The following is a 24,542-nucleotide window of genomic DNA, read 5'->3' as shown; positions in this document are numbered from 1 at the left end:
TGCCGCCGGGCGCGGGCAACAGCGACCGCGCCCAGGAGCCCTTCACTTGGGAGGGGACGCCGGCCTTCCCCGCAGCCGCGGCGCTCGGCCGGACCCGCGCCCGTGGAGGGCGGCACCGTGTCACCGAGGCAGCGCGGCCTGCGGGCCGCGGTCGGTCAGGAGTGGGGCGCGGGGAGCGCGTCGGCCAGTTCCGCCAGGCTCTCCACCCGCCAGTCGAAGGTGTCGCCGTCGGCGGGCGGGTCCCCCACCGGACGGCGCACGTAGGCGGTCCGCATGCCCACCGCCTGGGCCCCGCGCAGGTCCCAGGCGTGGGCGGCGACCATCAGCACCTGTTCGGGCGGGCAGCCCGCCGCGTCGAGCGCGAGCCGGTACACGTCCGGCGCGGGCTTGTAGGCGCGGGCGTCCTCGGCGGACAGGACCTGGTGCCAGCGCAGTCCGGCGTGGGCGTTGAGACGCAGCAACGCCGTCCGGGCGGCGTTGCTCAGTCCGAGGACGGGGCGGCGTCCGGCGCAGCGCGCCAGACCGGCGGGCGCGTCCTCCCACGGGCTCAGGCGACGGCCGGCCGTCGCCAGTCGTGCCACGGCCGCCGGGTCGCCGATCCCGGCGAGAGCGGCCACCCGCTCGGCCGCCTCCCGGTCGATCACCTCGGAGTTGGCATAGGGGCGCCGCTGCTCGGTGACGCGACGCTGTTCGTGTTCGACGTGCCGCTGCCACTCGGTCAGCAGGCGTCCGGCGAGGGCGTCGTCGGCCGCGGGCACCGCCTCACGCAGCGCGGCCCGCAGTCCGCCGGGCTCGTCGACCATCGTGCCGAGCACGTCGAAGACGACGACCTCGATGCCGCTCGCCCCGGCCATCGCGTCCTCCCCTCACCGGCGTTCGGGTACCGGCCCCGAAACGGTTGCCTGTACGGGCGGGTGGCCGATCGCGTGGGGAGGTCCGTCGCACCGTCCGTTCCCGGCTCGATCGCCGTCACCCGGGACAGCGTGGCCCGGGGGCAGGGCCCGGCACCCCTTCTGCGCCGACGGTGGGCGTGTCGAGCCCGCCCGGAGCGGGCACCGCACTCGACACGGCGGAACGATGACGTCCGATTGTGAACCTTCTCTAACCATACCGATGGGTGTAGTGTCGGGGCGTGACTGTCAAGGACGAGACGATCACCGGCCGCAGCCGCAGGTCGCGTGGGGGGCGGCACCTGACCCCGGCCGGAGTGAAGATCCTCGAGACCGCGTCCCGGCTCTTCTACGAGCAGGGCATCCGCGCCGTCGGCGTGGAGGCGATCGCCGAGGCGGCGGAGGTCACCAAGAAGACCCTCTACGACCGCTTCGGCTCGAAGGACGATCTGATCGTCGCCTATCTGCGGGCCCGTGACGGTCTGTGGCGTTCGACTCTGGTGAAGCACGTGAACAGCCACGACGGTCCGCCCGGCGAGAAGATCCTGGCCACGTTCGGCGCGCTGCGCGACTGGATGCGCGAGCGCAGTCAGCTCAGGGGCTGTGCGTTCATCAACGCCGCCGTGGAACTGCCCGAGAACCACCCGGGCCGCGAGGTGGCCCGCGATCAGAAGGCGTGGCTCCTCGCGTACCTGGAGGACCTGGCGACCGAGGCCGACGTCGAGGACCCTGCGGCACTGGCCGCACAGGTCCTGATCCTGCACGAGGGCGCGTGCGTCACCCAGTCCATGCGGTCGGTGGAACAGGCGATCGACCGCGCCGAACAGGTGGCCGCCGTCCTGCTGGAGCGATCGCTCACCCGGTGACGCCCCCTGGCGGGCGGTGACGGCTCGGCCCGCCCGGACCGGGTGCTCCCGGCCCGGTGAAACGGCAGGACCGGCTCCTCTTCGCCGCTGGTCGTTCCGGTCGCGTCCCGGGGCGGGCTCAGGCGACCAGCGACGAGAAGGAGCGCGTGGACGGCGCCGGGCGGGGGCCGTCCACCGCGCACGGCACCGTGCGCTCCGGCTCCCCGTCCAGTCTCCGCGACAGGTCGGCGGCGTAGGCGCGCAGCAGGCCGGGCAGGTGGTAGTGGCGCTCGTCGCGGTGCCGGATGAGGTGCGCGCCGGCGAGGCCGCGCAGCACGCGCATGGCCTCGTCCTTGCTGACGCCCGCCGTCGCCGCGGTGTCCGCCGCGTCGAACCGGCCGGCGGGGAGACGGCCGAGCAGCCGGAACACCCGCGCACTCGACTCGTCCAGCGCCCGGTACGAGGCGTCGAACGCGTCCCGCAGTGTCATGTCACCGGCGGCCAGGTTCAACCGGGCACGCTCGGACTCCAGTTCGGCGGCGAGGGCGCGGGCGCTCGCGTCCTGCCGGCTGACGACGTGTTCGGTGGCCAGCGCGAGCGCCAGGGGCAGGTGCCCGCAACGCTCGGCCAGGACGTCCACCGCGTCGGGGGCCGCGTCGGCACGCACCTCGCCGATGGCCGACCGGATCAGCGAGGCGGACTCGGCCGGGCGCAACTCCGTCACGGGCAGGGAGACGGCGTCCACCCGGGACATGAGGCCGGGCAGGGCCGACCGGCTGGTCACCACCACGGCGCACCCCGGGGAGGCGGGGAGCAGGGGGAGCACCTGCCGGGCGTCCGCGGCGTTGTCCAGCACCAGCAGCATCGAGCGGCCGTGCAGGTAGGAACGGAAGGTGGCGGCTCGCTGGCTCAGACCCGCCGGTATGCGCTCGGCGGGCACGCCGACGGCCAGGAGCAGGTCTCCGAGGACGTCGACGGGAGCGGCCGCGGTACCGGACCCGATGCCCTGGAGGTCGGCGAAGAGCTGTCCGTCCGCGAAGTGGCCGTCGCTGACCGCCTGGTGTGCCCAGTGGACCGCCAGCGTGCTCTTGCCCACGCCCGGCGGGCCGTGGACCACCGCGACGGGTACCGCGAGGGACCGTTCGTGGCCCCGACGCAGTTCGTCCAGCCGGTCCATGAGGTCCCGGCGGCCCACGAAGATCCGCTTGGCCACCGGGAGCTGGGCGGGCCGGACCCAGCCCTGCCGCTGGCGGGCGGCCGCTTCGAGGGCCGACGCGATGGTGGTGAACGTGTCGCCCGTGCCGAGCGCCCGGTCGCAGGCCTCGGCGAAACCCACCGAGGGCGGGCGTTTGCCGGTCTCGATCCGGCTGAGGTGGCCTCGGTGGAAGTGCACCCGCTCGGCCAGTTGGGCGAGTGACAGCCCGCGCCGCGTGCGGTGGCACCGGAGCAACTGCCCGAACGCCATGGGAGCGACGGCACCCGGAGCGCGGTCGGGTCCGTCGTGGGAGGAGTGGACGGCTGTCAAGCCCTGTGCTGGTTGCCGTAACACGGTCAAGCCCCCAGAAGAATTCACTCGGATCGTCTACGTGGCCTCGCGGAGGCGGGCCGGTGCGGGTGGCTCGGCACCGGCCGCCCGGCGGGCGTGGGCGCCGCGGCGGGCCGCTCCGCCTGTCGCCGCCGCCCGCGCTGCCGGGCGGCGGTACCGCTCACGGGGTGGCGAGGAGGTCGTCGAACGAAGGGAAGCGGGCGGCGATGCCGTCCGGGAGGAGGAAGGACTCGCCGCCGGTGCGGTCGGCGAGGAAGCGGATCGCGGTGTAGTGCGGGCGGGTCCCGGCGTCGAACCAGTGGGCGGTGCGGGCGGGTACGGACAACAGGTCCCCGGCGGTGCACAGCACCGCGTGCACCAGACCCGCGACGTGGAGGTAGAAGCAGCCGGCGCCCGCCACGACGAAGCGCACCAGGTCCTCGTCGTGGCGGTGCTCCGCGCGCGGTGTCACGTCCGGGGCCGCGTCCGCCGAGGACGCGGTCATGCGTGCGACGTCGACGGCCCAGCGGCCGCCTTCCGCCCTGATGTGGGCGATGTGGTGCCGGTAGGCGTGCAGGATGGCGGCGTCCGCGGCGTCGGCCGGCACCCGGCGGGCGGCGTGCCAGCGGGCGAGGCGGACGCCGATCCCGAGCAGTCGGGCGCGGATGACGTCGGCGTCGTCGGTGCGCAGGCGCACGGTCTCCGGGTGGTCCTCCGGCATGATCTGCAACAGCGTCATGACGTGCCCCTCCGGGCGGGCCCGGGGGTGCCGCCGAGTGCCGCGACCCGCTCCAGCCGCTCGCGGGCCTCGGCGACGTCCCGGCCCCAGACGATTACGCCGCCCCGCTCGACGAGCAGCGCCGGCGGAGCGTCGGCGCGGGGCACGTCGAGCACGCCCATCACGTCGTCGGCCGTGTGTGCGGCGCTGGACCGGTGCGGGAGGACGGGCGGCACGGCCGGCGTGGCGCGGTCCCCGCGGAGCACGTCGTCACCGGGGACCATGCGGCCGGCACGCTCCCGGTCAGGGCCCCTGGCCGGGCCGCCCGGGGCCGTGGCGCACGGTGCCGGGGCGTGGATCACCGCCCCGCAGCCGGGCAGTCGCCGGTAGACCGCGAGGTGCACCGGTGTCCCGGCGGATGGCCATGCCGTCTCCCCGAGCAGCGGCAGTCCCCGGAAGGGGTCGACGAGAACCGTGTCGTGACGGGACGTCGTCTCCGTGCAGGCCCGGTCCGTCGTGATCAGGACCGCCTCGTCCGAGGCCACCGAGACGCTGCCGGACGTCCCCGGCAGCCGGCCGTCGCGGCTCAGTGACCGGACGGCCGCCGCGAGCAGGTCGCGTAGCGCCTCGACGTCCGTGCCGGTGCGGACCGGCCTCACGACCCGGCTCCCCGCCCGGGGGGCGGGGAGCTTCTCGCGTGCCCGGCGTCCCACGGGTGTTGCCGTAGCCCTTCGGCGCGTGCGGCGGGAGCACGGCGGGCACCGTCAACTGATGCGTCGGACGGACGGAGCGACACGCGGACATCTCCTTAGGGGGAGGGAGAGTCAACAAGGTATACCTACCGGTATAGATACATGCTAGGGAGCGGTTTTTCGGCATGTCAACGGCCGGGAGGCGAAAGGGACGCGTTCAAGCCATCCGGCCACCGAGCACCGGCACGGGAGAGGGCTCCTTGCGCCGTCGCCGTGCCCGGGCCGAGGACGGCTCGGCGGCCACTGTCGCCGCCGTTGCCTCACAGGTGACAACAGTGCACCCCTTGAACGGCTGCGCCGGAGGTGTCGATAGTGAAGGCACTTCCCCAGCAGGGCGCTGTTCCCCGCGAAGGACGCGGCCCGGTGCCGCCGTTCCCGCCACCGCGGTTCCCCACCACGGGGCCCGCCGGCCGCACGCCGGCGCGGCGCGAGCCGGGGGTTCCCGTAGCAGCAGCGCGCCACCACGCCGAAGGAGATCCGTGATGGGTGTACACGTCGACCAGGCCGAACTGGTGGTTTCGCCGCGCGAGTTCTTCCAGCTCGCGCGGACGGACCGCATCAGCTCGTCGATCGGACTCGGGCTCTCGGACCACTCGTACCTCCCGAAGGCGGACGACCCGCGCGCCGACTGGGTCGCGAGCGTCGCCGTGCCCGCGTTCAAGACACTGGCGCACATGGGCTTCCTCGCCCCGCGGTTCTGCACCATAGGTACGGGTGCCGGCCTGGACGTCCTGGCGGCCGTGGAGATCCTGCGCTCCCGGACCGTCGGTTTCACGGACCTCCACGAGGACGTGCTCGGCCACGCGCGGGACAACATCCGCCGCAATCTGCTGGACCAGGACGTCGAGTTGGTCGGGGGCGCCGGCGACCTCCTCGCCCCGGTGGCCGGAAGGCTGTCGGAGGTCGACGTGATCTACGAGAACCTCCCCAACATCCCGATGGGCGGCGTCGGTGACCTCGCCGACGGCCAGACCAGTTCGACCTTCATCACCGAGCGCAACGAGGAGATCCCCGGTTTCGCCGAGAAGAACCTCGTCACCCTGCACTACCTGGCGCTGCAACAGGCGCACGCGCTGCTGCGGGTCGGGGGACGCACGCTGTCCTCGATCGGCGCGCGCGTCCCGCTCTCCGAGATCCTCGCCCTCTCCGGGGCGGCCGGTTACAACGGCAGCATCCTGACCTACACCTGGAAGGTGCAGTCCGAGCCGCACGAGGTCGTCGGCGGGTACGCCCGTTGGGAGCGGGAGGGCCTGGGGCCGTTCCACTTCTACCCGGTGGGCGTGCTGCGCGAGGCCTTCGACGGTGTGTCGGCCGCGGCGGCCGGTGCGCGGGCGCTGCGGATGGAGCGGGAGCTGGCGCCCCACGAGATCTCCGCCCGGGACGCCCTGGCGCTCGTCGAGAAGGGCGAGAGGGTCGGGCACACGGTGGCGGTCCTCGACTCGGTCAAGATCCCCGACTCCGCCCTCTGACGCCGGTCCGCGGGCCGGGACGCCGGGTCGCTCCCCGGTCCGCCCCGGACCCGCGTCCGGTCCCGTTCCGCAGTACCCCGGTTAAGGAGCCGGCATGAACATGCATGCGTTCGTTGGCACGACCCCCCTCGTCGAACTGCAGACCTTCGACGTGCCGGCCGATGTTCGGATCTTCGCCAAGGTCGAGTACATGAATCCCGGGGGGAGCATCAAGGACCGGATCGTCCGGTACATCCTGGACGACGCGGAGCGGCGCGGCCTGCTCCGGCCGGGCGCGACGATCGTCGAGAACACCTCCGGCAACACGGGGGCGGCCATCGCGATGATCGCGGCCGCGCGCGGCTACCGGGCGGTCCTGACGATGCCGGACAAGGTGAGCAAGGAGAAGCAGGACACCCTGCGCGCGATGGGGGCCGAGGTCCACGTCTGCCCGACCTCGGCGCCGCCCGACTCGCCGAAGCACTACGTGGCGTACGCCAGGCGCATCCACGCCGAGACGCCGGGCTCCTTCATGCTCGACCAGTACGACAACCCGCTCAACGCGGAGGCGCACTACCGGTCGACCGGCCCGGAGATCTGGGAGGCGCTCGGGCCGTCGGTGACGGCGTTCGTCGCGTCCGGCAGCACCGGTGGCACCATCTCCGGGACCTCACGGTTCCTCAAGCGGCACAACCCGTCCGTGACCTCCGTCCTGCTGGACCCGGTCGGCTCCGTCTACCACCGGTACTTCCACGAAGGGGTCGTCGATCACGGGCAGATCGCGCCGTACTTCGTGGAGGGGGCGGGCGAGGACCACCTGGCGAAGTGCATGGACTTCTCGGTCGTCGACGACGTCCTGCGGTTCACCGACGCCGACGCCTTCGCCACCTGCCACCACCTGGCGCGGCGCGAGGGGCTCCTGTGCGGCGGCACCTCCGGGGCGAACGTGTGGGGCGCCGTGCAGGTGGCCCGCTCGCTCACGGGGCCGGCCACGGTCGTCACCGTCCTGCCGGACAGCGGCACGAGGTACATCTCGAAGATCTACAACCCGGACTGGCTGGCGCAGAACGGTTTCGGCGGCGGTGCGGTCCGCACACGGGAACGGGCACGCTGATGGGCAGCACACAGAAGAACGTCGCCGCCGCGCTGACGGCCGCGCTGCTGTGGGCGTTCGCCTTCGTCGCCCCGGCCGCCGTCCGGCCCGCGAGCGAACTCCTCCTGGTGACCGGCCGCTACTCCCTGTTCGGCCTGTGCGGTCTCTACGTCCTGTGCCGCGGCCGGCGCAAGCTGAAGCTCATGCCCCTGCGCAGGATCCTGTTCGGCCTGTACATCGGCTTCGTCGGGTACTTCGTCTTCTACATCTGCGTCTCGTACTCCGCGACCACGGGCAGCGGCTTCATCACCGCGGTCGTCGTGGGCTCGTCGCCCATCACGATCGCGGTGGCCGGGAACTTCGCCGAGAAACGCATGTCCTGGGGAGAACTCGTCGCACCGGTCGTCCTCATCCTCACCGGCATCACCCTGCTGAGCGTGTCCGACCTCATCGAGGGGAAGGGCGCCGGCACCGCCGCCGACTCCGTCCTCGGCATCGGCCTGGCCCTCGGCGCCATGCTCACCTGGTCGTACTTCGTGGTGCGCAACGCCCAGTCGCAGCGCACCTGGGAGCGGAAGCCCGACCCCACCATCTGGGCGGCCCTGGTGGCGATGGGCGCGGGCGGCGCCTCGATGGTGCTGCTCCCCTTCGCCATCGCCACCACACCGGAGGAGACCTTCGCCCCGTACCCACTGTTCAAGATCATCGCCTGGTGCGTGTTCCTCGGGGTCATCGGTTCCTGGTGGGGCACCTACATCTGGGTCAAGGCGGCGCAGGGCATCCCGGTACCGCTGGTCGGTCCGCTGCTCGCCACGGAGACGATCTTCGGGGCGATCCTGAGCCTGCCGGTGGAGCGGCGGGTGCCCACCTGGACGGAGGTCGGCGGGGCCATGTTCATCCTCGTCGGCATCACCGTCTACCTGGTCTTCGACGTCAGGAACGCCCGGCTGCGCGTCGGCCGCGACCGGCCCGGCCAGGACGCCTCGGACGTTCCCGCGGTGTCCCGGCAGTGAGCCGGCGGTGAGCCGGCGAGGCGCAGAAGCACGGTCATGATCACTGGTTCCGTCCGACAGGAGGCACTTCCATGAGCAACTCCTTCACCAACGTCAAGCAGTCCCACGTCTTCTTCGACGACGCGCCCGGACTCAAGAACTACTACGAGGACTGGGCGTCCCGGTACGACGTGGACCTGGCCGACCAGCAGTGGGTGGCACCGCGGATCGCGGCCAACCTCGTACACCTGCTCGCCTCCGCCTACGGCGCACCGGAGACGACCGTGTTCGACGCCGGCTGCGGCACCGGCCTGGTCGGCGCGTTCCTGAGCCGGCTCGGCACCTACGTCGTCGACGGCGTCGACCTGTCGGAGAACATGGCCGCCGAGGCCGTCAGGACCCGCGCGTACCGGAAGGTGTACGGCGGCGTGGACCTCTCGGTGCCGCGGCGCGACGACCGCCTGGGCCAGTACGACATCGTGGTCAGCAGCGGTGTCTTCACCCTCGGGCACGTGCGTCCGACGGCACTGCTCACGCTCCTCGAGTACGCCCGGCCCGGCGGGCTGATCGTGGTCACCACCCGCGCCAGTTACGCCGAGGAGACGGGCTTCGCGGACTTCGCCCTGTCCCCCGAGATCCGGGAACGGGCCCACCTGGACTTCCGGCTGGCGAACGCCCACTACATCGCCGAAGAGCCCGCCGACTACTGGGTCTTCCGCACGACGGCGCGCTGACCGGGCCACCGGCCCGGCACCCCACGGGCGGGGCGCACCCGCCGTCACCGGACACGCCCCGCCCGGCGCGCCACACGCCCCACCCGTTCCGCCCGAAGGACGCACCGCTCCGTCACGGCACGCCCGCCGCGCGCCCACCCACCAGACCTGGAGTGCCATGTCCCGCACCCTGTTCACCTCGGAGTCCGTGACCGAGGGACACCCCGACAAGATCGCCGACCAGATCAGCGACACCATCCTCGACGCGCTGCTGCGCGAGGACCCCGCCTCGCGCGTCGCCGTCGAGACGCTGATCACGACCGGCCAGGTACACATCGCCGGCGAGGTGACCACCTCCGCCTACGCCGACATCGCCTCCCTGGTGCGCCACAAGATCCTCGACATCGGCTACGACTCCTCGGCCAAGGGGTTCGACGGCGCCTCCTGCGGCGTCTCGGTGTCCATCGGCGCCCAGTCCCCGGACATCGCCCAGGGCGTCGACCGGGCCTGGGAGACCCGGCTCCGGGACGCGGGCGGGACACCGGCCGACGAACTGGACCTGCAGGGCGCGGGCGACCAGGGCCTGATGTTCGGTTACGCGACGACCGAGACGCCCGGCCTGATGCCGTTGCCGATCGAACTGGCCCACCGCCTGTCGCGACGGCTCACCGAGGTCCGCAAGAACGGCACCGTGCCCTACCTGCGTCCCGACGGCAAGACCCAGGTCACCATCGAGTACCTCGGCAGCCAGCCGGTGCGCCTGGACACGGTCGTCGTGTCCACCCAGCATGCCGGGGACGTCGACCTGGACGGGCTGCTCACCCCCGACATCCGGCTGCACGTCGTCGAGCACGTCCTCGCGGGGCTCGCCGACGACGGGATCAAGCTGGACACCGGGGGCCACCGGCTGCTCGTGAACCCCACCGGCCGCTTCGAGATCGGCGGCCCGATGGGCGACGCCGGCCTGACCGGCCGCAAGATCATCATCGACACGTACGGCGGCATGGCCCGCCACGGTGGCGGCGCCTTCTCGGGCAAGGACCCCTCCAAGGTGGACCGCTCGGCCGCGTACGCGATGCGCTGGGTCGCCAAGAACGTCGTGGCGGCCGAACTCGCCCAGCGCTGCGAGGTCCAGGTGGCGTACGCCATCGGCAAGGCCGAGCCGGTGGGCCTGCTCGTCGAGACCTTCGGCACCCACGCGGTCGCCGTCGAGCGGATCGAGGCCGCCATCACCCGGGTGTTCGACCTCCGTCCGGCCGCGATCGTCCGGGACCTCGACCTGCTCAGGCCAATCTACGCCCAGACCGCGGCCTACGGCCACTTCGGCCGCGAGCTGCCGGACTTCACCTGGGAGCGCACCGACCGGGCCGACGCCCTGCGCAAGGCGGTGGCGGCGGGCTGACGGCCGAGCGCCGGCCCGCCCCCGGCACCACGGCCGGCGGCGCGCGCCGCGCGCCGCCGGCCGTCCCCTTCTTCCACGTCCCGGGCCCCGGGTCCAAGGAGTGCTGCCCATGCGTATCGCCGTGACCGGCTCGATAGCCACCGACCACCTCATGGAGTTCCCCGGCCGCTTCGCCGAGCAGTTGCTGACCGAGCAGTTGGAACACGTCTCCCTGTCCTTCCTCGCCGACCGGCTGGAGGTGCGCCGGGGCGGCGTCGGCGCCAACATCGCCTTCGGCCTCGGGCTGCTGGGCCTCCACCCGCTGCTCGTCGGCGCGGCCGGTGCCGACTTCGCCGAGTACGGCGCCTGGCTGCGGACCCACGGCGTCGACACGTCCGGGGTCCGCATCGACGAACGGGCACACACCGCGCGCTTCGTGTGCACCACCGACCGGGACCAGAACCAGATCGCCACCTTCTACGCCGGCGCCATGGCCACCGCCGCCCGCATCGACCTCGCCGCCGTCGCCGAACGCGCCGGCCGGCCCGACCTGGTCCTGGTCGGCGCCGACGACCCCGAAGCCATGCTCCGGCACACCGCCACGGCGCACCGGCTCGGCATCCCGGTCGCCGCCGACCCCTCGCAGCAGCTCGCGCGCCTCGACGGGGAGCAGGCGCGCCGGCTCGTCGACGGCGCGCGCTGGCTGTTCACCAACGAGTACGAGGCCGCCCTGCTCCAGGAACGTACCGGTTGGACCGAGCGGGAGGTGCTCGGCCGGGTCGGCACCTGGATCACCACCCTGGGCGCGGACGGCGTGTCCCTGGCCGGGGCGGGAGCACCGGCCGTGCGGATACCGGCCGTGGCCACGCACCACATCGCCGATCCCACGGGGGCGGGAGACGCCTTCCGCTGCGGATTCCTCGCCGGCACGGCGTGGCGGTGGCCCCGGGAGCAGGCCGCCCGGCTCGGCTGCGCCCTGGCCACCACCGTGCTCGAGTCGGTCGGCACCCAGGAGTACAAGCTGATCCCGTCCGACCTGGTCGCCCGCATCGACCGGGCCTACGGCAGCGAGGCGGCCCGCGCGGCCGAGCCGCGCCTCGTCCCGGTGCCGTGAGCACGACGTCGCGGACCGGCGGGTGAGCGGCCGTCCGCCGGGCCCGACTCGCCCCACCGGCCACGGCCGGCGCCGGGAACAGTCCGGGTCGGCCGTGCCGGCGGTGGCAGCGGTCAGGCGGCGAGGCCGAGCCGCGGACCGCCCCGGTCGCGCAGTCGTCTGAAGAAGGCCAGCACGCCCGCGGAACCGCCGGCCCAGGTGGCACTCGGCCGGGCGAGAGTCGTGTCCGGGAACACGGGCCGGGACCAGGTGCCGCCGCTGCGGGCCAGGATGAGCAGGGCGACGGTCTCGGCCGCGTCCCGGAACTCCTCGGACGCGCTCGCCTCCGCGACGTCCACCATCAGCTCGCCCACCCCGGCCAGTCCGCAGCACTGCGTGACCAGCGGCATCCGCGGTGCCAGTGCGGCGCAGGCGCGGGCGGCCCGCTGGGCGAGGTCGAGGTACCCGGGTTCGTCGAGGCGTTCGGCGGCCCGGACGAGTACGGTCCCGATACCGGCGAGGCCCCGGCACCAGGAGCCGTAGCGGCGTGTCGCCCCCGGCTCGGCGGCCGCCGCGATGACGTCCGGTGTCACGGCCGCCAGGCGCGCGGCGGCCTTCGCCGAGCGGCTGATCGCGTCCGGGTCCCCGGTCACGCCGCCGTATGCGAGCAAGAAGCAGGCGACACCCGCCTCACCGTGCGCGATGCCCTCGCGGAGCGCGGCGTCGCCGGCCCTGTCCGAACCGGTCGGGGCCAGCCGGGCGGTGCCCGACGCCAGCATCCGGTCACAGCCGGCGGCGACGGCGAGGTGCCGGTCCGCCGCGTGCCGGTGACCGGCCCGAAGGGCGTGCCGGGCGAGCAGCAACCGGCCGAGGCCGATTCCGGCGGCGCCCGCGATCAGCTCCGCCTCCGGTGGTCCGCCGTCCGGTGCGCGGTCCGGCAGGCCGGGGTGGGCGGACCACGCGTCCGAGGCCGCGCCCGTCGTCACCCCCGCCTCCGTGAGGAAGAGTTCGACGCCGGTGCGCCCCGTGTAGAAGCCGGGCGGCAGGTTCCTGGACTGATCCGCCGTCCACCGCGCCAACGCGGTGACGGCCGAACGCACCGGGGGCCGGTGCGCGTGGTGGAGGAGTTCCAGTCCGAGTCCCGAACTGCCGCCGTAGACGTCGATCGAGGTGGGGACGTTCAGCCGCGCGGCCCGTACCGGGTCCACGATCGCGTGCGCCTCACGGACGCAGAACGCGGTCGTGTGCTCGATGATCTCGTCCAGCAGGTCGTCGTCGATCCGGGGGCGCGCGGGCCGGTGCGCGGTTCCGGCCGTGCCGGTGCGCAGCCGGTGGGCGGCGGCGGTCCGTACGGCCGGGTCGAAGCTCAGGAGGCCCGTGACCGACGACCGGATCCTCCGGTGGGCGCGCCCGGGCAGTGCCCGTGCCAGGCAGGCCAGGGTCCGGTCCCGGTTGACCCCGTGGTCGGCGTCGACGATCACCGGGTCCATGCCGGTGGCGGCGAAGTAGAGGGTCGCCCCGAGGGCGTAGTAGTCGTCGGCGGGAGCGGCCGGTCCGGTCGCGCGCAGCACCGGCTCGCTGTACCCGGGGGTCGCCCCTCCGGGGCCGGTGCCGTTCCATTCGCTGATCCCGAAGTCGATGACGTGGCAGCGGCCGGGGTCCGAGTCGTCGAGCACGACGTTGTCGGGCTTGAGGTCGCGGACGACGACGTGCCGGCCGTGGATCGCGTCCAGGACGCGCAAGAGCCGGGCGGCGAGGACGGACAGGGCGCGCGCCGGCCGGGTGCCGTCGTCCCGGTAGGGGCCGTTCCGCAGGACGTCCCCGCGCAGGTTCCGGTCGCCGCAGCCGCTCATCACCAGGTACTCGTCCGTCTGGTGGGCGAAGTAGTCCAGTGCGCGGGGCACGCCCGTGACGCCGTCGAGGGCGGTGAGGACCGTACGTTCGTTGCGCAGCCGGTGGCGGGCGTCCGTTCCGGATTCGTCCTCGCCCACGAAGGCCCTCGCCTGTTTGACCACCACCGGCCGCCCGCACGTGCGGTCGACCGCGCGGTAGACGTTGCCGCGGGGTGCGCGCGCGATGCCCGCGGTGATCGTGTAGCGTCCGCCGCCGAAGCCGGGCGGGGACGGCTCGGGTCCGGGTCCGGAGCGGACCGCGAAGGGGTCCTCGGCCCAGGGCGGGCATCGGTAGCGGCCGACGGCCAGGCCGTCGAAGACGCGGCCGTCCGGTCCGGTCATGACGGATTCGAGCCGACCGCCCCGGCCGGTCCGGTAGTCGCCCGTGAAGGGGCCGTAACGGTAGTAGACCGGAGCCCGCGGATCGACCCGCCGGTCGCTGACGACCCGCGGACCCTCCCGGTCACGCAGTACGGCGGCGAGTTCCCGGGCGACCTCCACCACGGTGCCGGCCGCGGGATAGACGGTGATCGCCTTGCCGACGGCTCCGGCGCCCGCCTCCCCGGAGTTCAGGCGGCGCAGCGTGTCCGGGTCCCGGGCGAACTTAGCGTGGCAGACGTGCCGGGACAGCACCGGCAGGACGAGCCGTATCACGGCGTCGAGGTCGCCGGGACGCGCCGAGACGTGCAGCTTCCAGCCGTGTTCCATCGCCGGCATGCGCGGATCGTTCAGGTACGACCACGTGTCGTCGGACCCACCGCTGCGGCCGGCGACGGAGACGGCCACCGCTACGAGTTCAGGTCACAGGCGAAGCGGGTGGTGGCGGTCACCCAGGGGTCGGCGAGACACGCCGTGGGGTCGAGGTGGTCGCGGTCGTCGTCCTCGAACACGATCGCCTCGTCGTCGATCTCCAGTGGGCCCGCGTCGCGTATTCCGTCGGCTTGCACGGCTGTGGGCATGTGGCGCCTCCATGGTGTGTCGTGCGCTCGGGAGCAGGCAATGACCGACGTGGGCCGGTGGGCCCCCTGGCCAAGGACTCGCTGCACAAAGGTAGGCAGGGGCGCACTTACTGACAAGGGGTCGGGAGAACCGCTCGCCAGGCCGCCGCCGGGACGTGCCGCCCTCGCCCGGGCCACCCCGCAGCCCGCGAGGAGTCCCGCCGCCACCGTCCGCGCGCTGAGCGGCCGTTCACGTGACGTGCCCGGTTGCGACTCCGGTCGCACCGGCGAGCCGCCCGCATGCGACTCCGGTCGTACAGCGGGCACGCCCCGGATTGCGACTCCGGTCGGATGCGAGGGCGACCCTGGGCCGATGCGGTGCCGCGTTCCCCGCCCCGAGGATGGCCGGGTGACCGAGATCATCGCGGGGCTGTACGTGTCCCCTCTGGAAATCCTCGCCTTGCTGGGCGCCGTCGCGCTGGTGACGGCACGCTGGCTTCCCCCCGGCGCCCGCCCGCGCGTCACGATCGCGGCGGGGGCGGTGCTCGTGCTGTCCGCGATCGGGCTGAGCGCGGTGGGACTCCGCTGGCAGATGCTCCCGGTACTGGCAGGCGGCGCCGTCGCGTTGCCGTTCGCGCTCTCTCCCCTGCTGCGGCGCCGTACCGGCCGGCCGGCGTGGCGGGCCCGATGGTGGCTGGCGCTGCCCGGGTCGGTGGCCTGCGCGGGACTGATCGCCACGGGTCCGGTGGCCGCCTGGGCCTTTCCCGTGCCCGTGTTCCCCGAGCCGTCGGGCCGTTTCGCGGTCGGCACCCGCGTGGTGCAGTGGACCGATGCGCGCCGCCCCGAGAGCTTCACCGCCGACCCGCACGACCGGCGCACGGTCGTGGTCCAGCTCTGGTACCCCGCGCAGCAGAGCCCCGCCGGCGCGCGGCGGGCCCAGTACCTCGGCCGTACGGAACACGAGGCGCGCACCGTTGCCGGTGCCCTCGCCCGCGCGGTCGGTCTGCCCGGCTTCCTGGTGGACGGCGTGCCGCGTGCCCGCACTCGTGCGGTCTTCAACGCCCCGGTGGCCGGTGGGGGCGGGCGGTTCCCCGTCGTGCTGTTCTCTCCCGGGTCGGGCGGGGTGCGCACCCAGAACACCGCGTGGGCGGAGGAACTGGCCAGTCACGGCTATGTGGTCGCCGCCCTCGACCACCCGTACGACTCCGCCGCCGTCGTCCTCGCCGACGGCCGGACGGTCCGCTCCAGGACCTCCTCCACCGGGGACCGGGACGAGGACGACAAGCTGGCGGTCGGCTGGACGGCTGTCCGGGCCGCCGACCTCCGGTTCGTCCTCACCCAGTTGGAGCGTCTGGACCGAGGCGGGATCGCCGGGCCGCTGACCGGGCGCCTGGACACCGGTCGGGTCGCGGTCACCGGCCACTCCATGGGCGGTGCCGCCGCCCTGCAGGCGGCCCGGCAGGACCGCCGGTTCGACGCCGTCGTCGATCTGGACGGCTTCCCCCACGGCCCCGTCTCCCCCTCGCTGCGCCGGCCGGCGCTCGCGCTCACCGCGGCCATCACCCCCGATACCGACCCGCGTTACCTACCCCGGCTCGACAAGGCACTCGAGTCCGGCACCGCGACGAGCTACCGGCTCACCATCCCCGGTGCCGCACACCTCACCTTCATGGACGGCCCCCTGTACCTGCCGCCCGTGCCCTCGATAACCGGCTCCCTGGGCCGCACCGGAAGCCCGCGTGTCGTCGCCGCGGCCACGCTCGCCTTCCTGGACACCACCCTGCGGCACGCACCCGGTGACCTGCCCAGCGTACTGGCGGCCTACGGCGACCTCGGCGTCCACCACCCGGACGCCGGCCGCTGACCGGCGGGCCGGTGTCAGCGGGTCGCGTGCAGTTCGGCGACGTATCCACCCGGGAACCGCACCGTCGCGGTGGAGCGGCCCTCGGCGGAGTAGGGCCCCCACAGCACCTTCGCGCCCGCCGCCTCGGCCCTGCGCAGGGTGGCCGCGAGGTCGTGCACCGCGTAGCCGGTGGTCTCCCGGCCGAACGGATAGGGAAGGTGACCGTCGGTGACGCTGACGACGGTGCTGCCGAACGGGGAACGCAGGGCGATGCGCCGGTACGTCCGCCCGGGCAGCCCGATGTCGCCGGCGTCCGCCGACCGCCGGTCGGAGACGATCCGGCCCCCGGTGAACCGGAGGTAGGAGCCGAGGAACCCGTCCACCGAGTCGGGCGTCAGGTAGACGCGATTGTCCGGCACGGTCTCCAACGGCGCGTACGACGGGGCTTTGGTGTGCCAGTACAGCTGGGCGTCGACACCGCCGGGGAACTGCACGACCGCGTCCCGCCCGATGGGATCGTCGAAGGGTGCCACGACGACGTGCGCCCCGCTCTCACGGGCCCGCCGGACGCCCAGGTCGAGGTCGCGCACGAGCCAGCCCGTCCGCTCGGTGCCGAACGGATACGGCACGGGCGTCTTGAAGTCGAAGACGGACAGGGTGCCGACGGGCGAGAGAACCAGCTCGGACTCGGTACTGCTGGGCGTGGGGGTGACGGTCGTGACGACCTTCGCGGTGTGGGTGCCGCCGAAGGTCGCGACCCAGCTCGCGACGAACCCGTCCACGTCGCCCGGGGTGACGTAGACGTGCGTGGTGTCGTACTGGGGGCCGACCGCCGTGGTCGCGGCCGCCCGCTCGTTCCGGGCCGCGGACGGCGCCCCGGAACCCACCACGCTCACTGCCACCAGTAACGCGGGAATCACCCATGCCATCGCCTTGCGCTTCATTGCCGTCCCTTTCCGTCGAGGCAGGTGAACCGAACGGTAAGGAACGGGGCCGGGGCGGAGTGTGCCGGCAGCGCCACAGGTGTTGCGCGTCAGCGAACGGGCCCCGCCCCGGAAGCGGGGACGCCGCGGTCGGCCGTGGGGCCTCGTCCGCGTCCCGGGTGCGGGCGGTGGGGCCCGGTGATCACGACTCCCGGTCGGGTCGTCCTGACCGTGGCACGGTGCCACGGTCAGGGGGCCGTCCGGCGCTGCCGCCTGATCGGTTCTCCCACGCGGTGCAGGTGTGCGAGGGCCTCGCGGTAGGAGCGGATCAGACCGGTCTCGTGGTACGGCACACCGAGCTCGGCGCAGTAGGCGCGCACGATGACCTGGGCCCGGCGCAGATGCGGGGTGGGCATGCCCGGGAAGAGGTGGTGCTCGATCTGGTAGTTGAGTCCGCCGAGCAGCACGTCGACGAGCCGGCCCCCGCGGACGTTGCGGGAGGTGAGGACCTGGCGGCGCAGGAAGTCGGGCCGCTCGCCGCCGCGGAACGTGGGCATGCCCTTGTGGTTCGGGGCGAAGGTGCAGCCCAGGTAGACGCCGAAGAGGCACTGGTGCACGGCGAGGAACGCGACCGCCTTGCCGGGCGGCAGCACCAGGAACAGCGCCGAGGCATAGGCCGCGAGGTGCAGGAGGAGCAGTCCGGCCTCCAGCCCGCGGTGCTTCATGGACGGTGAGCGCAGTGCCCGCACGCTCGCGACGTGCAGGTTGAAGCCCTCCAGCGTCAGCAGCGGGAAGAACAGCCACGCCTGGTGGCCGCCGATGAGACGGGCCAGGCCCCGGCTGTCGCGGGCCTGGGCGGTGGACCACACCAGGATGTCCGGGGCGACGTCCGGGTCCAGTTCCTCGTGGTTGGGGTTGGCGTGGTGGCGGGTGTGCTTGTTCATCCACCAGCCGTAGCTCATGCCGATCCCCAGGTTGCCGAAGAGCCGGCCCCATGTCCGGCTCGGCCGGCCGCGCCGGAACACCTGACGGTGCGCCAGATCGTGTGCGACGAGGGCGGTCTGGCCGTACATCAGCGCGAGGAAGGCGGCCACCGTCAGCTGCCACCAGGTGTCCCCGAGCGCGAGGAAGGCGCCCCAGCCGGCCGCCGTCAGTGTGACGACCAGTCCGAGCCGTGCCGCGTAGTAGCCGGGGCGGCGCCGCATCAGTCCCGCCTCGGCGATGCGCCGGGACAGCCGGGCGAAGTCACTCCCGGCTCCGGTAAGAAGGGAAGGACCGGCAGGTGTGGTGGTCGGGTCCGCGATCTGCGGGGAAGTCGTCATACCGTCGAGTCTCGGCAAGCCCGCCCGCGCGGGACAGCCTGCCAGGTACCGCATCGGGGCGGGGGATTCCCCCAGGTCCGCCCGGGGTGGTGTCACCCCCTTGCCCCTCCGGCCTGCGCGTTCACCGCAGACGGCGGGGCGGCGCCCGGCGAGGGGTCCGAGCGCGTCGCTCACACGTGAGGCGGCGCACGACCCGGCAACGGAGCCGCCGGCCCAGTGGGCGGCGGGCTGCCGGGCGCACACCGGGCAGGCTCCGGTGCGGCGCGGCCGGTGACGCTCCGCCGTGTGCACGCCGGACCGCGCCCCGGTCCGGCCGTCAGCCGGCTGCCAGGACCTCCACGCCGAGCACTCGGAGCTGCTCGATGACCGTGTCGTGGGGATCCGCGTCGGTGATCAGTCCGCTGATCTTCTCCCAGGGCAGGACCCGGAACCGCGAGGCCGTGCCGATCTTCTCCGAGGAGGCGAGGACGTAGGTGTCCGCGGCCCGCGCGGACAGGGCCCGCTTCATCGCCGCTTCCTCGGCGTCTCCCGTGGTCAGTCCGGCCTCGGGGTGCACGCCGGTGACGCCGAGCAGGCACAGGTCGGCGGAGACGTTCTGCGCGGCCTCGACCGCGGTGGCACCGCACGCGACCGCCGAGTGCTTGAAGACGCGCCCACCGAGCATGTGAAGCTCCGCCCGCGGGTGGTCGAGCAGTGCCACGGCGACCGTCGGACTGTGGGTGATCACGGTGCAGGCCAGATCCTTCGGGAGGGCACGGGCGACGGCGAGGGCGGTGGTGCCACCGTCGAGAATCAGGGTTCCGCCCGGCCGCACCAGTCCGGCCGCCGCCGAAGCGACCCGCTGTTTGCTGTCCGGGGCCACGGTCTGCCGTGCGTCGTAGTCCACCACCGCCGGGGAGACGGGCAGCGCGCCGCCGTAGACCCGCTGGCACAGGCCCTCGGCGGCGAGGTCGCGCAGATCGCGGCGCACGCTGTCCTCGGAGATTCCCAGGTCGGCGGCGACGTCCTTGGCCACGATCTTTCCCTTGCGGGCGAGCAGACCGAGCAGGTGATCGCGTCGTTCCGCAGGCAGCATCCACGTTCCTTCCCATTGTTGCACGTTCTTGCATGTATCTTAGCGCCCATGACCACCCCTCCCCTGCTCGTCCTGATCGCAGGCCCCTACCGCTCCGGCACCAACGGCGATCCGCGGGTCATGGCCGCCAACCTCGCCCGCCTCGAAGCCGCCGCCTGGCCCGTCTTCGCCGCGGGCCACCTCCCCGTGATCGGGGAGTGGATCGCCCTGCCCGTCCTCCGATCCGCCGGTGCGGGTCCCACCGATCCCCTCGCCGACCGCGTGCTCTATCCGGCCGCCGACCGCCTGCTCGCCCACTGCGACGCCGTGCTGCGCCTGCCCGGCGATTCCGCCGGCGCCGACCAGGACGTCGCCACCGCCCGCCGCCGCGGCCTGCCCGTCTACCACGACGTGACCGGGATTCCCCGCCGCACCCCGCGGGGGACCGCGTGACGGGCCGCCCCGGCATCGACGCCCCCGACCACCGCGGCCGCACCGGTCTCGACCAGGCCGGGCGCGGCCTGGACCGCAACCCCGGCGTCCGGGTTCGCGACGTGGAACTCACTTCCCGGGGCTGGCACGTCCTGCGTCGCACCACCTTCGACTACCGGCGCCGCGACGGACGGTGGGAGACCCAGCAGCGCGAGACCTACGACCGCGGCGACGGCGCGGTCGTCCTGCCCTACGACACCGGACGCGGCCGCGTCCTGCTCACCCGCCAGTTCCGCTACCCGGCCTACGTCAACGACCACCCCGACGGCATGCTCGTCGAAGCCGCGGCGGGACTGCTCGACGCCGACGATCCGCCCGCCGCGGTCCGCCGCGAGAGCGCCGAGGAACTCGGCGTCACCCTCGGCCCGCTCACCCACGTCCTCGATGCCTACATGAGCCCCGGCTCCGTCACCGAGCGCCTCCACTTCTTCGCGGCCCCCTACACCCCGGCCGACCGGACCGGCGCCGGAGGCGGACTCGAGGAGGACGGCGAGGACATCGAGGTCCTCGAACTCCCCTTCGCCGAGGCCCTCGCCATGACCCGCGACGGACGCATCATCGACGGCAAGACCATCCTGCTCCTGCAATGGGCGGCCCTGCACGGCCCCTTCGCCCCCGGCGGAACCCGCGCGGGGTAGGGAACACCGCACGGTGCACCGGGTAGCGCGGTTCAGAGTTCGTCGGCCGCTCCACCGACGTGTTCCGGGGGTCGCCCCGGGGTGCCGGGCCGGGGGGATGCCCCCCGGCTTCGCCGCTCGGGTTCCGCGATCACCCCGGGGCCCGGCCGCCCCGAAGGGTCACGGGTCCGGCCGGCTCCACAGGTCCGCGCTCGTGCACACCCGTGCGCCCATGTTGCGCTCCATCATCCGCAGCGCGGCCTGCGCGAGGTCCTCGTGGATGTGCGCCACGGCGTCCTTGGGAACGATCACCTCGAAGTGGCGGATGTGGGCGTCGAGCGCCGAGTAGAGCACACACTGCTCGGTCACCTGGCCGGTGAGGACCAGTTGCTCGATGTCCTGTTGCCGCAACAGGTATTCGAGGGGGGTCTCGAAGAAGACGGAATGGCGGGCCTTGAGGACGAAGAGGGAGTCCTCGTCGGGCCTCAGGGGGTCCACCAGGCAGCCGTGCGGACCGTTCAGGGCCTCCTCCAGCAACTCACCGTGATGCGAGCGCCACTCGCCGAAGTTGTCGTTCACATAGATCACCGGTGCCGAGAGGTCCCGCGCGCGCCGCAAGAGGTCCGCAACGGCCGGAACCACCGTCCGGGCCGAGGGAAGCAGCAGGTCGGCGTCCTTGTGGTCGTAGGTGTTGATCATGTCGATGACCAGCAGTGCAGTTTTACTCACGACCACCGGGTTCCCAGATTGCACGCGTGTCCCCGCCGTTCGTCCGGGTCGGCGGCGGGAACCTGCTCAGGTGATGCCCGCCTCGGTGCGACCGCCGCCCTCGGCCCGCGTGTCCTGGGCGTGGTCCGGCGGGGCGGTGAGGTGGTCGAGGACGTCGGTGAGGTCGAGCATGCGCTCGAGGAAGTCCGGCCGGTTGTCCAGGTGCAGGGTCGCGCCGAGCGCGCCGACGCGGCGGTGGATCATCAGCAGGGCGGACAGCCCGGAGGAGTCGATGTAGGTCAGGGCCGCGAAGTCGAGTCGGACGTGGCGCGGCGGCGTCCGCCGCGTCGCCAGGTAGGCGGTCACCGTGTCGATCAGGCGGTCGCTGGTGTGGTGGTCCAGCTCGCCGGCCGTGTGCACGGTCGGGGTGGAGTGCTCGTGGTGGACCGTGGCGCTGAATTCGGTGGGCGGCTGGGTCATGCGCGGGCTCCGGGGCCGGGGGCCGGGCGGGCGGAGTGCCGGTGCAGGGCCGCGGTGCCCTGACGGATCAGCCGGGTGGCGCGGGGGAAGTCGCGCAGCTGATCGGCCAGGATGTCCAGTCCCGCCACGAGGGAGCGGGCGGGGACGTGCCGGGCGGTGAGGATGTCGGCGGTCCAGGTGAGGAATGCGGTGAACAGGTCGGGGTCGTCGATGTAAAGGGAGGTGGCGAGGAAGTCGATGATGTGGGCGAGGTCCTCCGCGGTGCGTTCGCGTTGGGCGTCGCTGTATCCGCGCGCAGGGGGGAATCGGTTCTCCAGGTCGCGCAGGGTCTGTTTGACGAGCTGGTGCCGGGACTGGACGACCATGGTGTATTCCTGATCGGCCAGGTGCGGCAGGTCGTCCACCGCCTGCCGGATCGCCGAGGGGTCCGGCCGCGTCGGTCCCTCGGCCAGGATGGCCACCGCGCCCCGGGCGTCGGGCGCCCACCGGTCGGCGCCCAGAAGGCGGGCGTAGCGGCCGTCCCGGCCGAAGGCGCCGCCGCCGGCCAGGACGGGGACGCCTATGGCCTGGCAGGCGGTGATGGCGGCGTGAGCGGCCGGGAGGTGGGTCGGGATCGAACCGGAGAGCAGGACGGCGCGGGGGTTGGTGCGATGCAGGTGGGCGACCAGGTGCGGAGTGGGCGTCTGAGCGCCGAGGTAGTCGATCCGCCAGCCGTGCAGGGACAGGACCTCGGCGACGAGCCTGGCGGGGAAGGCGTGCCACTCGCCGTCGACGCAGGCGACGGTCACCCGGCCCCGGTGAGGCGTGCCGCGTCCGTCGCGTCGGTGGGCGAGCGAGGCGATGATCCGCTCGTTGATGGCGGTGGCGGCGTGCTCCTGGGCGACGGTGATGCGGTCGGCGGCCCATTCGGCACCGATCCTCTCCTGCACCGGTGCGACCACGTCGAGGAGCAGGCTCTCCTCCCCCACGCCGTCGGTCAGGGCCGCGTGGACGACCGCGGCGGCCGTGCGCTCGTCCCCGTCGGCCACGGCCTGCCACAGCCGCTCGGCGCAATCGGCTGCCGCACCGGCATGACTCACTGCTGCTTCCTCCTGGTGTCCGTGCCGTCGGCGCGGTCGTTGACGATGGCCAAGGGGCCGTGTCTGGGGGCGCTGATGGCGACCACGGCCATGTCGTCGTGTCCTGTGCTGCCCAGCCACTGGGCGGCCAGCATCCGCACCCGCTCCACGACCGCCTCCGCCGGCAGTCCCGCGCATTCGGCGAGCGCGCGTTTGAGGCGGGCCTCGCCGAAGAGGTCGTCGCCCAGCGGGCCGCCGCGGGCCTCCGTGATGCCGTCGGTGTACAGCAGGCACGTCTCCCCGGGGCCGAGCACGGTGGTGACCGTCCGTGCGGTGACGTTCGGCAGCGCACCGATCAGGGTGCCGCGGGTGGCCGTCTCCTCGACCGTGCCGTCGGCCCGGACGATCAGCGGCGGCAGGTGTCCCGCACTGGTCAGGCGCAGCTGCGCCCGGCTGCCCCGGCGGCGGACGGAGGCGAGTACGAGCGTGGCGAAACGCGTGTGGTGGGAGGAGAGCAGAGCGCCGTTGAGCAGGCCGAGCACGCGCTGGTGGTCCTCGGCCAGCGGGAGCAGGGCGTGCAGGGTGTTGCGGATCTTTCCGGTGAGGACCGCCGCCTCCAGGCCCTTGCCGGCGACGTCACCGAGCACGACCAGCGTCTCCTGCGACGGGTCGGCGCCGGGGTGCACGTCGTAGAAGTCGCCGCCGACCCGCTCGTGGTCTTCCGCGGCCCGGTAGCCGCCGGCGTAGTCGACGCCGTGCACGGTGGTCAGCGCCGGCGGGAGCAGATCGTTCATCAGCGTGGCGGTGATGGTCGCCTGCTCGGCGTACAGGCGGGCCGCGGACAGGGCGGCACCGGCCCGGGCGGCGAACAAGCGGGCGAAGACCTCCTCACCGTCCGTGAAGGCGCGCTCGGTGCCGGAGCGCAGCAGGATCAGCGCACCCGCGGGCACTCCATGGCCGGGCAGGGGGGTGACGATCACCGAGCCGACGGCGCCGGTGAAACCGTCCGGCACCACCCAGCCCGGCAGGCCGGCGGGGTCTATCCACCGGGCCGGCACGGGCGGGAAGCCCTGCAACGCCTCGCTGAGCCCGGGCACACCCGACACGTCGATCGCCCGCGTGGTCTGGTCGACGGACCCGCCCCGGCAGGCATGCGTCAGCAGGTACTGGTTGCCCCGGGGCGGGGCGATGACCACCGCGGCCTCGGCGAGGTGCCGTGCGGCCAGGGAGGAGGCGACTTCCATGCAGCGCGGCACGTTGAGCGTGGACAGCAACGCGTCGGAGACCTCCGCGAGAACCGCGGAGCGGGTCTGCGCGTCGCTCAACGCGGTCTCGGCCAGCCGGCGGTCGGTGCCGTCGACCAGCCACCACACCACATGGTCCTCCCCCGCCACGGTCGGATGCGCCTCGAAGAACCGGCCGTTGACGGAACCTGTCAGTGGGCCGGCCCCGCCGGTGCGGGGTACGCCGTCGCACAGCCGCCGGTGGGCGTCCGAGAGCCAGGACGGTACCCGCTCGTGCAGCCGGTCGCCGTCCCCGGCGTCGTGCAGCAGCAGCCGGGCGGCCTCGTTGATCCGTACCAGGCCGCCGTGCCGATCGGCGACGAGCACGGGGAAGGGAGCATCGGCCCACGTCACACCGATCGTCGGATCGACGTCGGGGGGCCGGGCGGCAGAACCGCGGGAAGCAGTCACAATCGGAAGGCACGCGCCGTGCGCACCTCACCACCTTCCTGTCACAAGGAAATAGATGTCCTCCGGCAACC

General features: G+C 73.4%; 23 protein-coding genes. 10 read left to right on the top strand and 13 right to left on the bottom strand.

The window, feature by feature from the left end:
* Positions 1 to 155 precede the first annotated feature (155 nt).
* Complete coding sequence (locus tag ACZ63H_RS20320; protein WP_469866885.1) at positions 156 to 854, bottom strand: haloacid dehalogenase type II; 699 nt, start codon at positions 852 to 854, stop codon at positions 156 to 158.
* A gap of 278 nt (positions 855 to 1,132) precedes the next feature.
* Here ACZ63H_RS20320 and ACZ63H_RS20315 point away from each other — a divergent pair, with 278 nt between their 5' ends.
* Positions 1,133 to 1,756, top strand: coding sequence for a TetR/AcrR family transcriptional regulator (locus ACZ63H_RS20315; RefSeq protein ID WP_469866883.1), 624 nt, complete (start codon positions 1,133 to 1,135; stop codon positions 1,754 to 1,756).
* Between the two features lie 118 nt (positions 1,757 to 1,874).
* Here ACZ63H_RS20315 and ACZ63H_RS20310 read toward each other — a convergent pair whose 3' ends face one another.
* From ACZ63H_RS20310 to ACZ63H_RS20300, 3 genes are all read right to left on the bottom strand, one after another.
* Positions 1,875 to 3,200, bottom strand: a complete 1,326-nt coding sequence (locus ACZ63H_RS20310) for a helix-turn-helix domain-containing protein (RefSeq protein ID WP_469866881.1) — start codon at positions 3,198 to 3,200, stop codon at positions 1,875 to 1,877.
* 241 nt (positions 3,201 to 3,441) lie between these two features.
* Positions 3,442 to 3,999 (bottom strand): cupin, encoded by a 558-nt coding sequence (locus ACZ63H_RS20305; protein ID WP_469866879.1) that lies wholly within the window; start codon positions 3,997 to 3,999, stop codon positions 3,442 to 3,444.
* Complete coding sequence (locus tag ACZ63H_RS20300) at positions 3,996 to 4,637, bottom strand: class II aldolase/adducin family protein (protein ID WP_469866877.1); 642 nt, start codon at positions 4,635 to 4,637, stop codon at positions 3,996 to 3,998. The genes ACZ63H_RS20305 and ACZ63H_RS20300 overlap by 4 nt, the downstream gene beginning before the upstream one ends.
* 575 nt (positions 4,638 to 5,212) lie before the next feature.
* On the opposite strand from ACZ63H_RS20300, the gene ACZ63H_RS20295 reads away from it, so the two are divergent.
* From ACZ63H_RS20295 to ACZ63H_RS20270, 6 genes are all read left to right on the top strand, one after another.
* Positions 5,213 to 6,199 carry a class I SAM-dependent methyltransferase gene (locus tag ACZ63H_RS20295; RefSeq protein WP_469866875.1) on the top strand — a complete coding sequence of 329 codons (987 nt, stop codon included), beginning with the start codon at positions 5,213 to 5,215 and terminating at the stop codon, positions 6,197 to 6,199.
* 100 nt (positions 6,200 to 6,299) lie between these two features.
* The gene (locus ACZ63H_RS20290) at positions 6,300 to 7,292 is read left to right on the top strand and encodes a PLP-dependent cysteine synthase family protein (protein ID WP_469866873.1); all 993 of its coding nucleotides are present in this window, start codon (positions 6,300 to 6,302) and stop codon (positions 7,290 to 7,292) included.
* Entirely contained in the window at positions 7,292 to 8,284 is a 993-nt protein-coding gene (locus ACZ63H_RS20285) for a DMT family transporter (RefSeq protein ID WP_469866871.1), read from the top strand. Before ACZ63H_RS20290 ends, ACZ63H_RS20285 begins: the two co-directional genes overlap by 1 nt.
* A gap of 71 nt (positions 8,285 to 8,355) precedes the next feature.
* The gene (locus ACZ63H_RS20280) at positions 8,356 to 8,997 is read left to right on the top strand and encodes a class I SAM-dependent DNA methyltransferase (RefSeq protein WP_469866869.1); all 642 of its coding nucleotides are present in this window, start codon (positions 8,356 to 8,358) and stop codon (positions 8,995 to 8,997) included.
* 157 nt (positions 8,998 to 9,154) lie between these two features.
* Positions 9,155 to 10,378 (top strand): methionine adenosyltransferase, encoded by a 1,224-nt coding sequence (metK, locus tag ACZ63H_RS20275; RefSeq protein ID WP_469866867.1) that lies wholly within the window; start codon positions 9,155 to 9,157, stop codon positions 10,376 to 10,378.
* 109 nt (positions 10,379 to 10,487) lie between these two features.
* Entirely contained in the window at positions 10,488 to 11,471 is a 984-nt protein-coding gene (locus ACZ63H_RS20270) for a carbohydrate kinase family protein (protein ID WP_469866865.1), read from the top strand.
* Positions 11,472 to 11,584: 113 nt separating this feature from the next.
* On the opposite strand, the gene lanL is transcribed toward ACZ63H_RS20270, so the two are convergent.
* A complete protein-coding gene (gene lanL, locus ACZ63H_RS20265; protein WP_469866863.1) occupies positions 11,585 to 14,128 on the bottom strand; it encodes a class IV lanthionine synthetase LanL in 2,544 nt (847 codons plus the stop codon).
* Between the two features lie 2 nt (positions 14,129 to 14,130).
* Positions 14,131 to 14,301, bottom strand: coding sequence for an SflA family class IV lanthipeptide (locus ACZ63H_RS20260; RefSeq protein ID WP_469866861.1), 171 nt, complete (start codon positions 14,299 to 14,301; stop codon positions 14,131 to 14,133).
* 388 nt (positions 14,302 to 14,689) lie between these two features.
* On the opposite strand from ACZ63H_RS20260, the gene ACZ63H_RS20255 reads away from it, so the two are divergent.
* Positions 14,690 to 16,144, top strand: a complete 1,455-nt coding sequence (locus ACZ63H_RS20255; protein ID WP_469866859.1) for an alpha/beta hydrolase family protein — start codon at positions 14,690 to 14,692, stop codon at positions 16,142 to 16,144.
* Positions 16,145 to 16,158: 14 nt separating this feature from the next.
* On the opposite strand, the gene ACZ63H_RS20250 is transcribed toward ACZ63H_RS20255, so the two are convergent.
* From ACZ63H_RS20250 to ACZ63H_RS20240, 3 genes are all read right to left on the bottom strand, one after another.
* The gene (locus ACZ63H_RS20250) at positions 16,159 to 17,067 is read right to left on the bottom strand and encodes a glyoxalase (RefSeq protein WP_469866857.1); all 909 of its coding nucleotides are present in this window, start codon (positions 17,065 to 17,067) and stop codon (positions 16,159 to 16,161) included.
* A gap of 227 nt (positions 17,068 to 17,294) precedes the next feature.
* Entirely contained in the window at positions 17,295 to 18,368 is a 1,074-nt protein-coding gene (locus ACZ63H_RS20245; protein ID WP_469866855.1) for a fatty acid desaturase family protein, read from the bottom strand.
* 316 nt (positions 18,369 to 18,684) lie between these two features.
* On the bottom strand, positions 18,685 to 19,443 hold the full coding sequence (locus ACZ63H_RS20240; RefSeq protein ID WP_469866853.1) for a DeoR/GlpR family DNA-binding transcription regulator: 759 nt from the start codon (positions 19,441 to 19,443) through the stop codon (positions 18,685 to 18,687).
* A 48-nt stretch (positions 19,444 to 19,491) separates the two neighbouring features.
* Here ACZ63H_RS20240 and ACZ63H_RS20235 point away from each other — a divergent pair, with 48 nt between their 5' ends.
* Both ACZ63H_RS20235 and ACZ63H_RS20230 read left to right on the top strand, forming a co-directional pair.
* Entirely contained in the window at positions 19,492 to 19,875 is a 384-nt protein-coding gene (locus ACZ63H_RS20235; protein WP_469866851.1) for a DUF4406 domain-containing protein, read from the top strand.
* Positions 19,872 to 20,552 carry an NUDIX domain-containing protein gene (locus ACZ63H_RS20230; RefSeq protein WP_469866849.1) on the top strand — a complete coding sequence of 227 codons (681 nt, stop codon included), beginning with the start codon at positions 19,872 to 19,874 and terminating at the stop codon, positions 20,550 to 20,552. Before ACZ63H_RS20235 ends, ACZ63H_RS20230 begins: the two co-directional genes overlap by 4 nt.
* Positions 20,553 to 20,711: 159 nt before the next feature.
* Here ACZ63H_RS20230 and ACZ63H_RS20225 read toward each other — a convergent pair whose 3' ends face one another.
* From ACZ63H_RS20225 to ACZ63H_RS20210, 4 genes are all read right to left on the bottom strand, one after another.
* Positions 20,712 to 21,260 (bottom strand): cysteine hydrolase family protein, encoded by a 549-nt coding sequence (locus ACZ63H_RS20225; RefSeq protein WP_469866847.1) that lies wholly within the window; start codon positions 21,258 to 21,260, stop codon positions 20,712 to 20,714.
* A gap of 66 nt (positions 21,261 to 21,326) precedes the next feature.
* Complete coding sequence (locus tag ACZ63H_RS20220; protein WP_469866845.1) at positions 21,327 to 21,719, bottom strand: STAS domain-containing protein; 393 nt, start codon at positions 21,717 to 21,719, stop codon at positions 21,327 to 21,329.
* Entirely contained in the window at positions 21,716 to 22,798 is a 1,083-nt protein-coding gene (locus ACZ63H_RS20215) for a cobalamin B12-binding domain-containing protein (protein ID WP_469866843.1), read from the bottom strand. Before ACZ63H_RS20215 ends, ACZ63H_RS20220 begins: the two co-directional genes overlap by 4 nt.
* On the bottom strand, positions 22,795 to 24,471 hold the full coding sequence (locus ACZ63H_RS20210) for a PP2C family protein-serine/threonine phosphatase (RefSeq protein ID WP_469866841.1): 1,677 nt from the start codon (positions 24,469 to 24,471) through the stop codon (positions 22,795 to 22,797). The genes ACZ63H_RS20215 and ACZ63H_RS20210 overlap by 4 nt, the downstream gene beginning before the upstream one ends.
* Positions 24,472 to 24,542 lie beyond the last annotated feature (71 nt).

The sequence above is a fragment of the Streptomyces sp. NPDC104831 genome (assembly GCF_055583025.1).
Note: the sequence above shows the minus strand (reverse complement) of the source record. Positions and strands in the feature narration are given on the sequence as shown.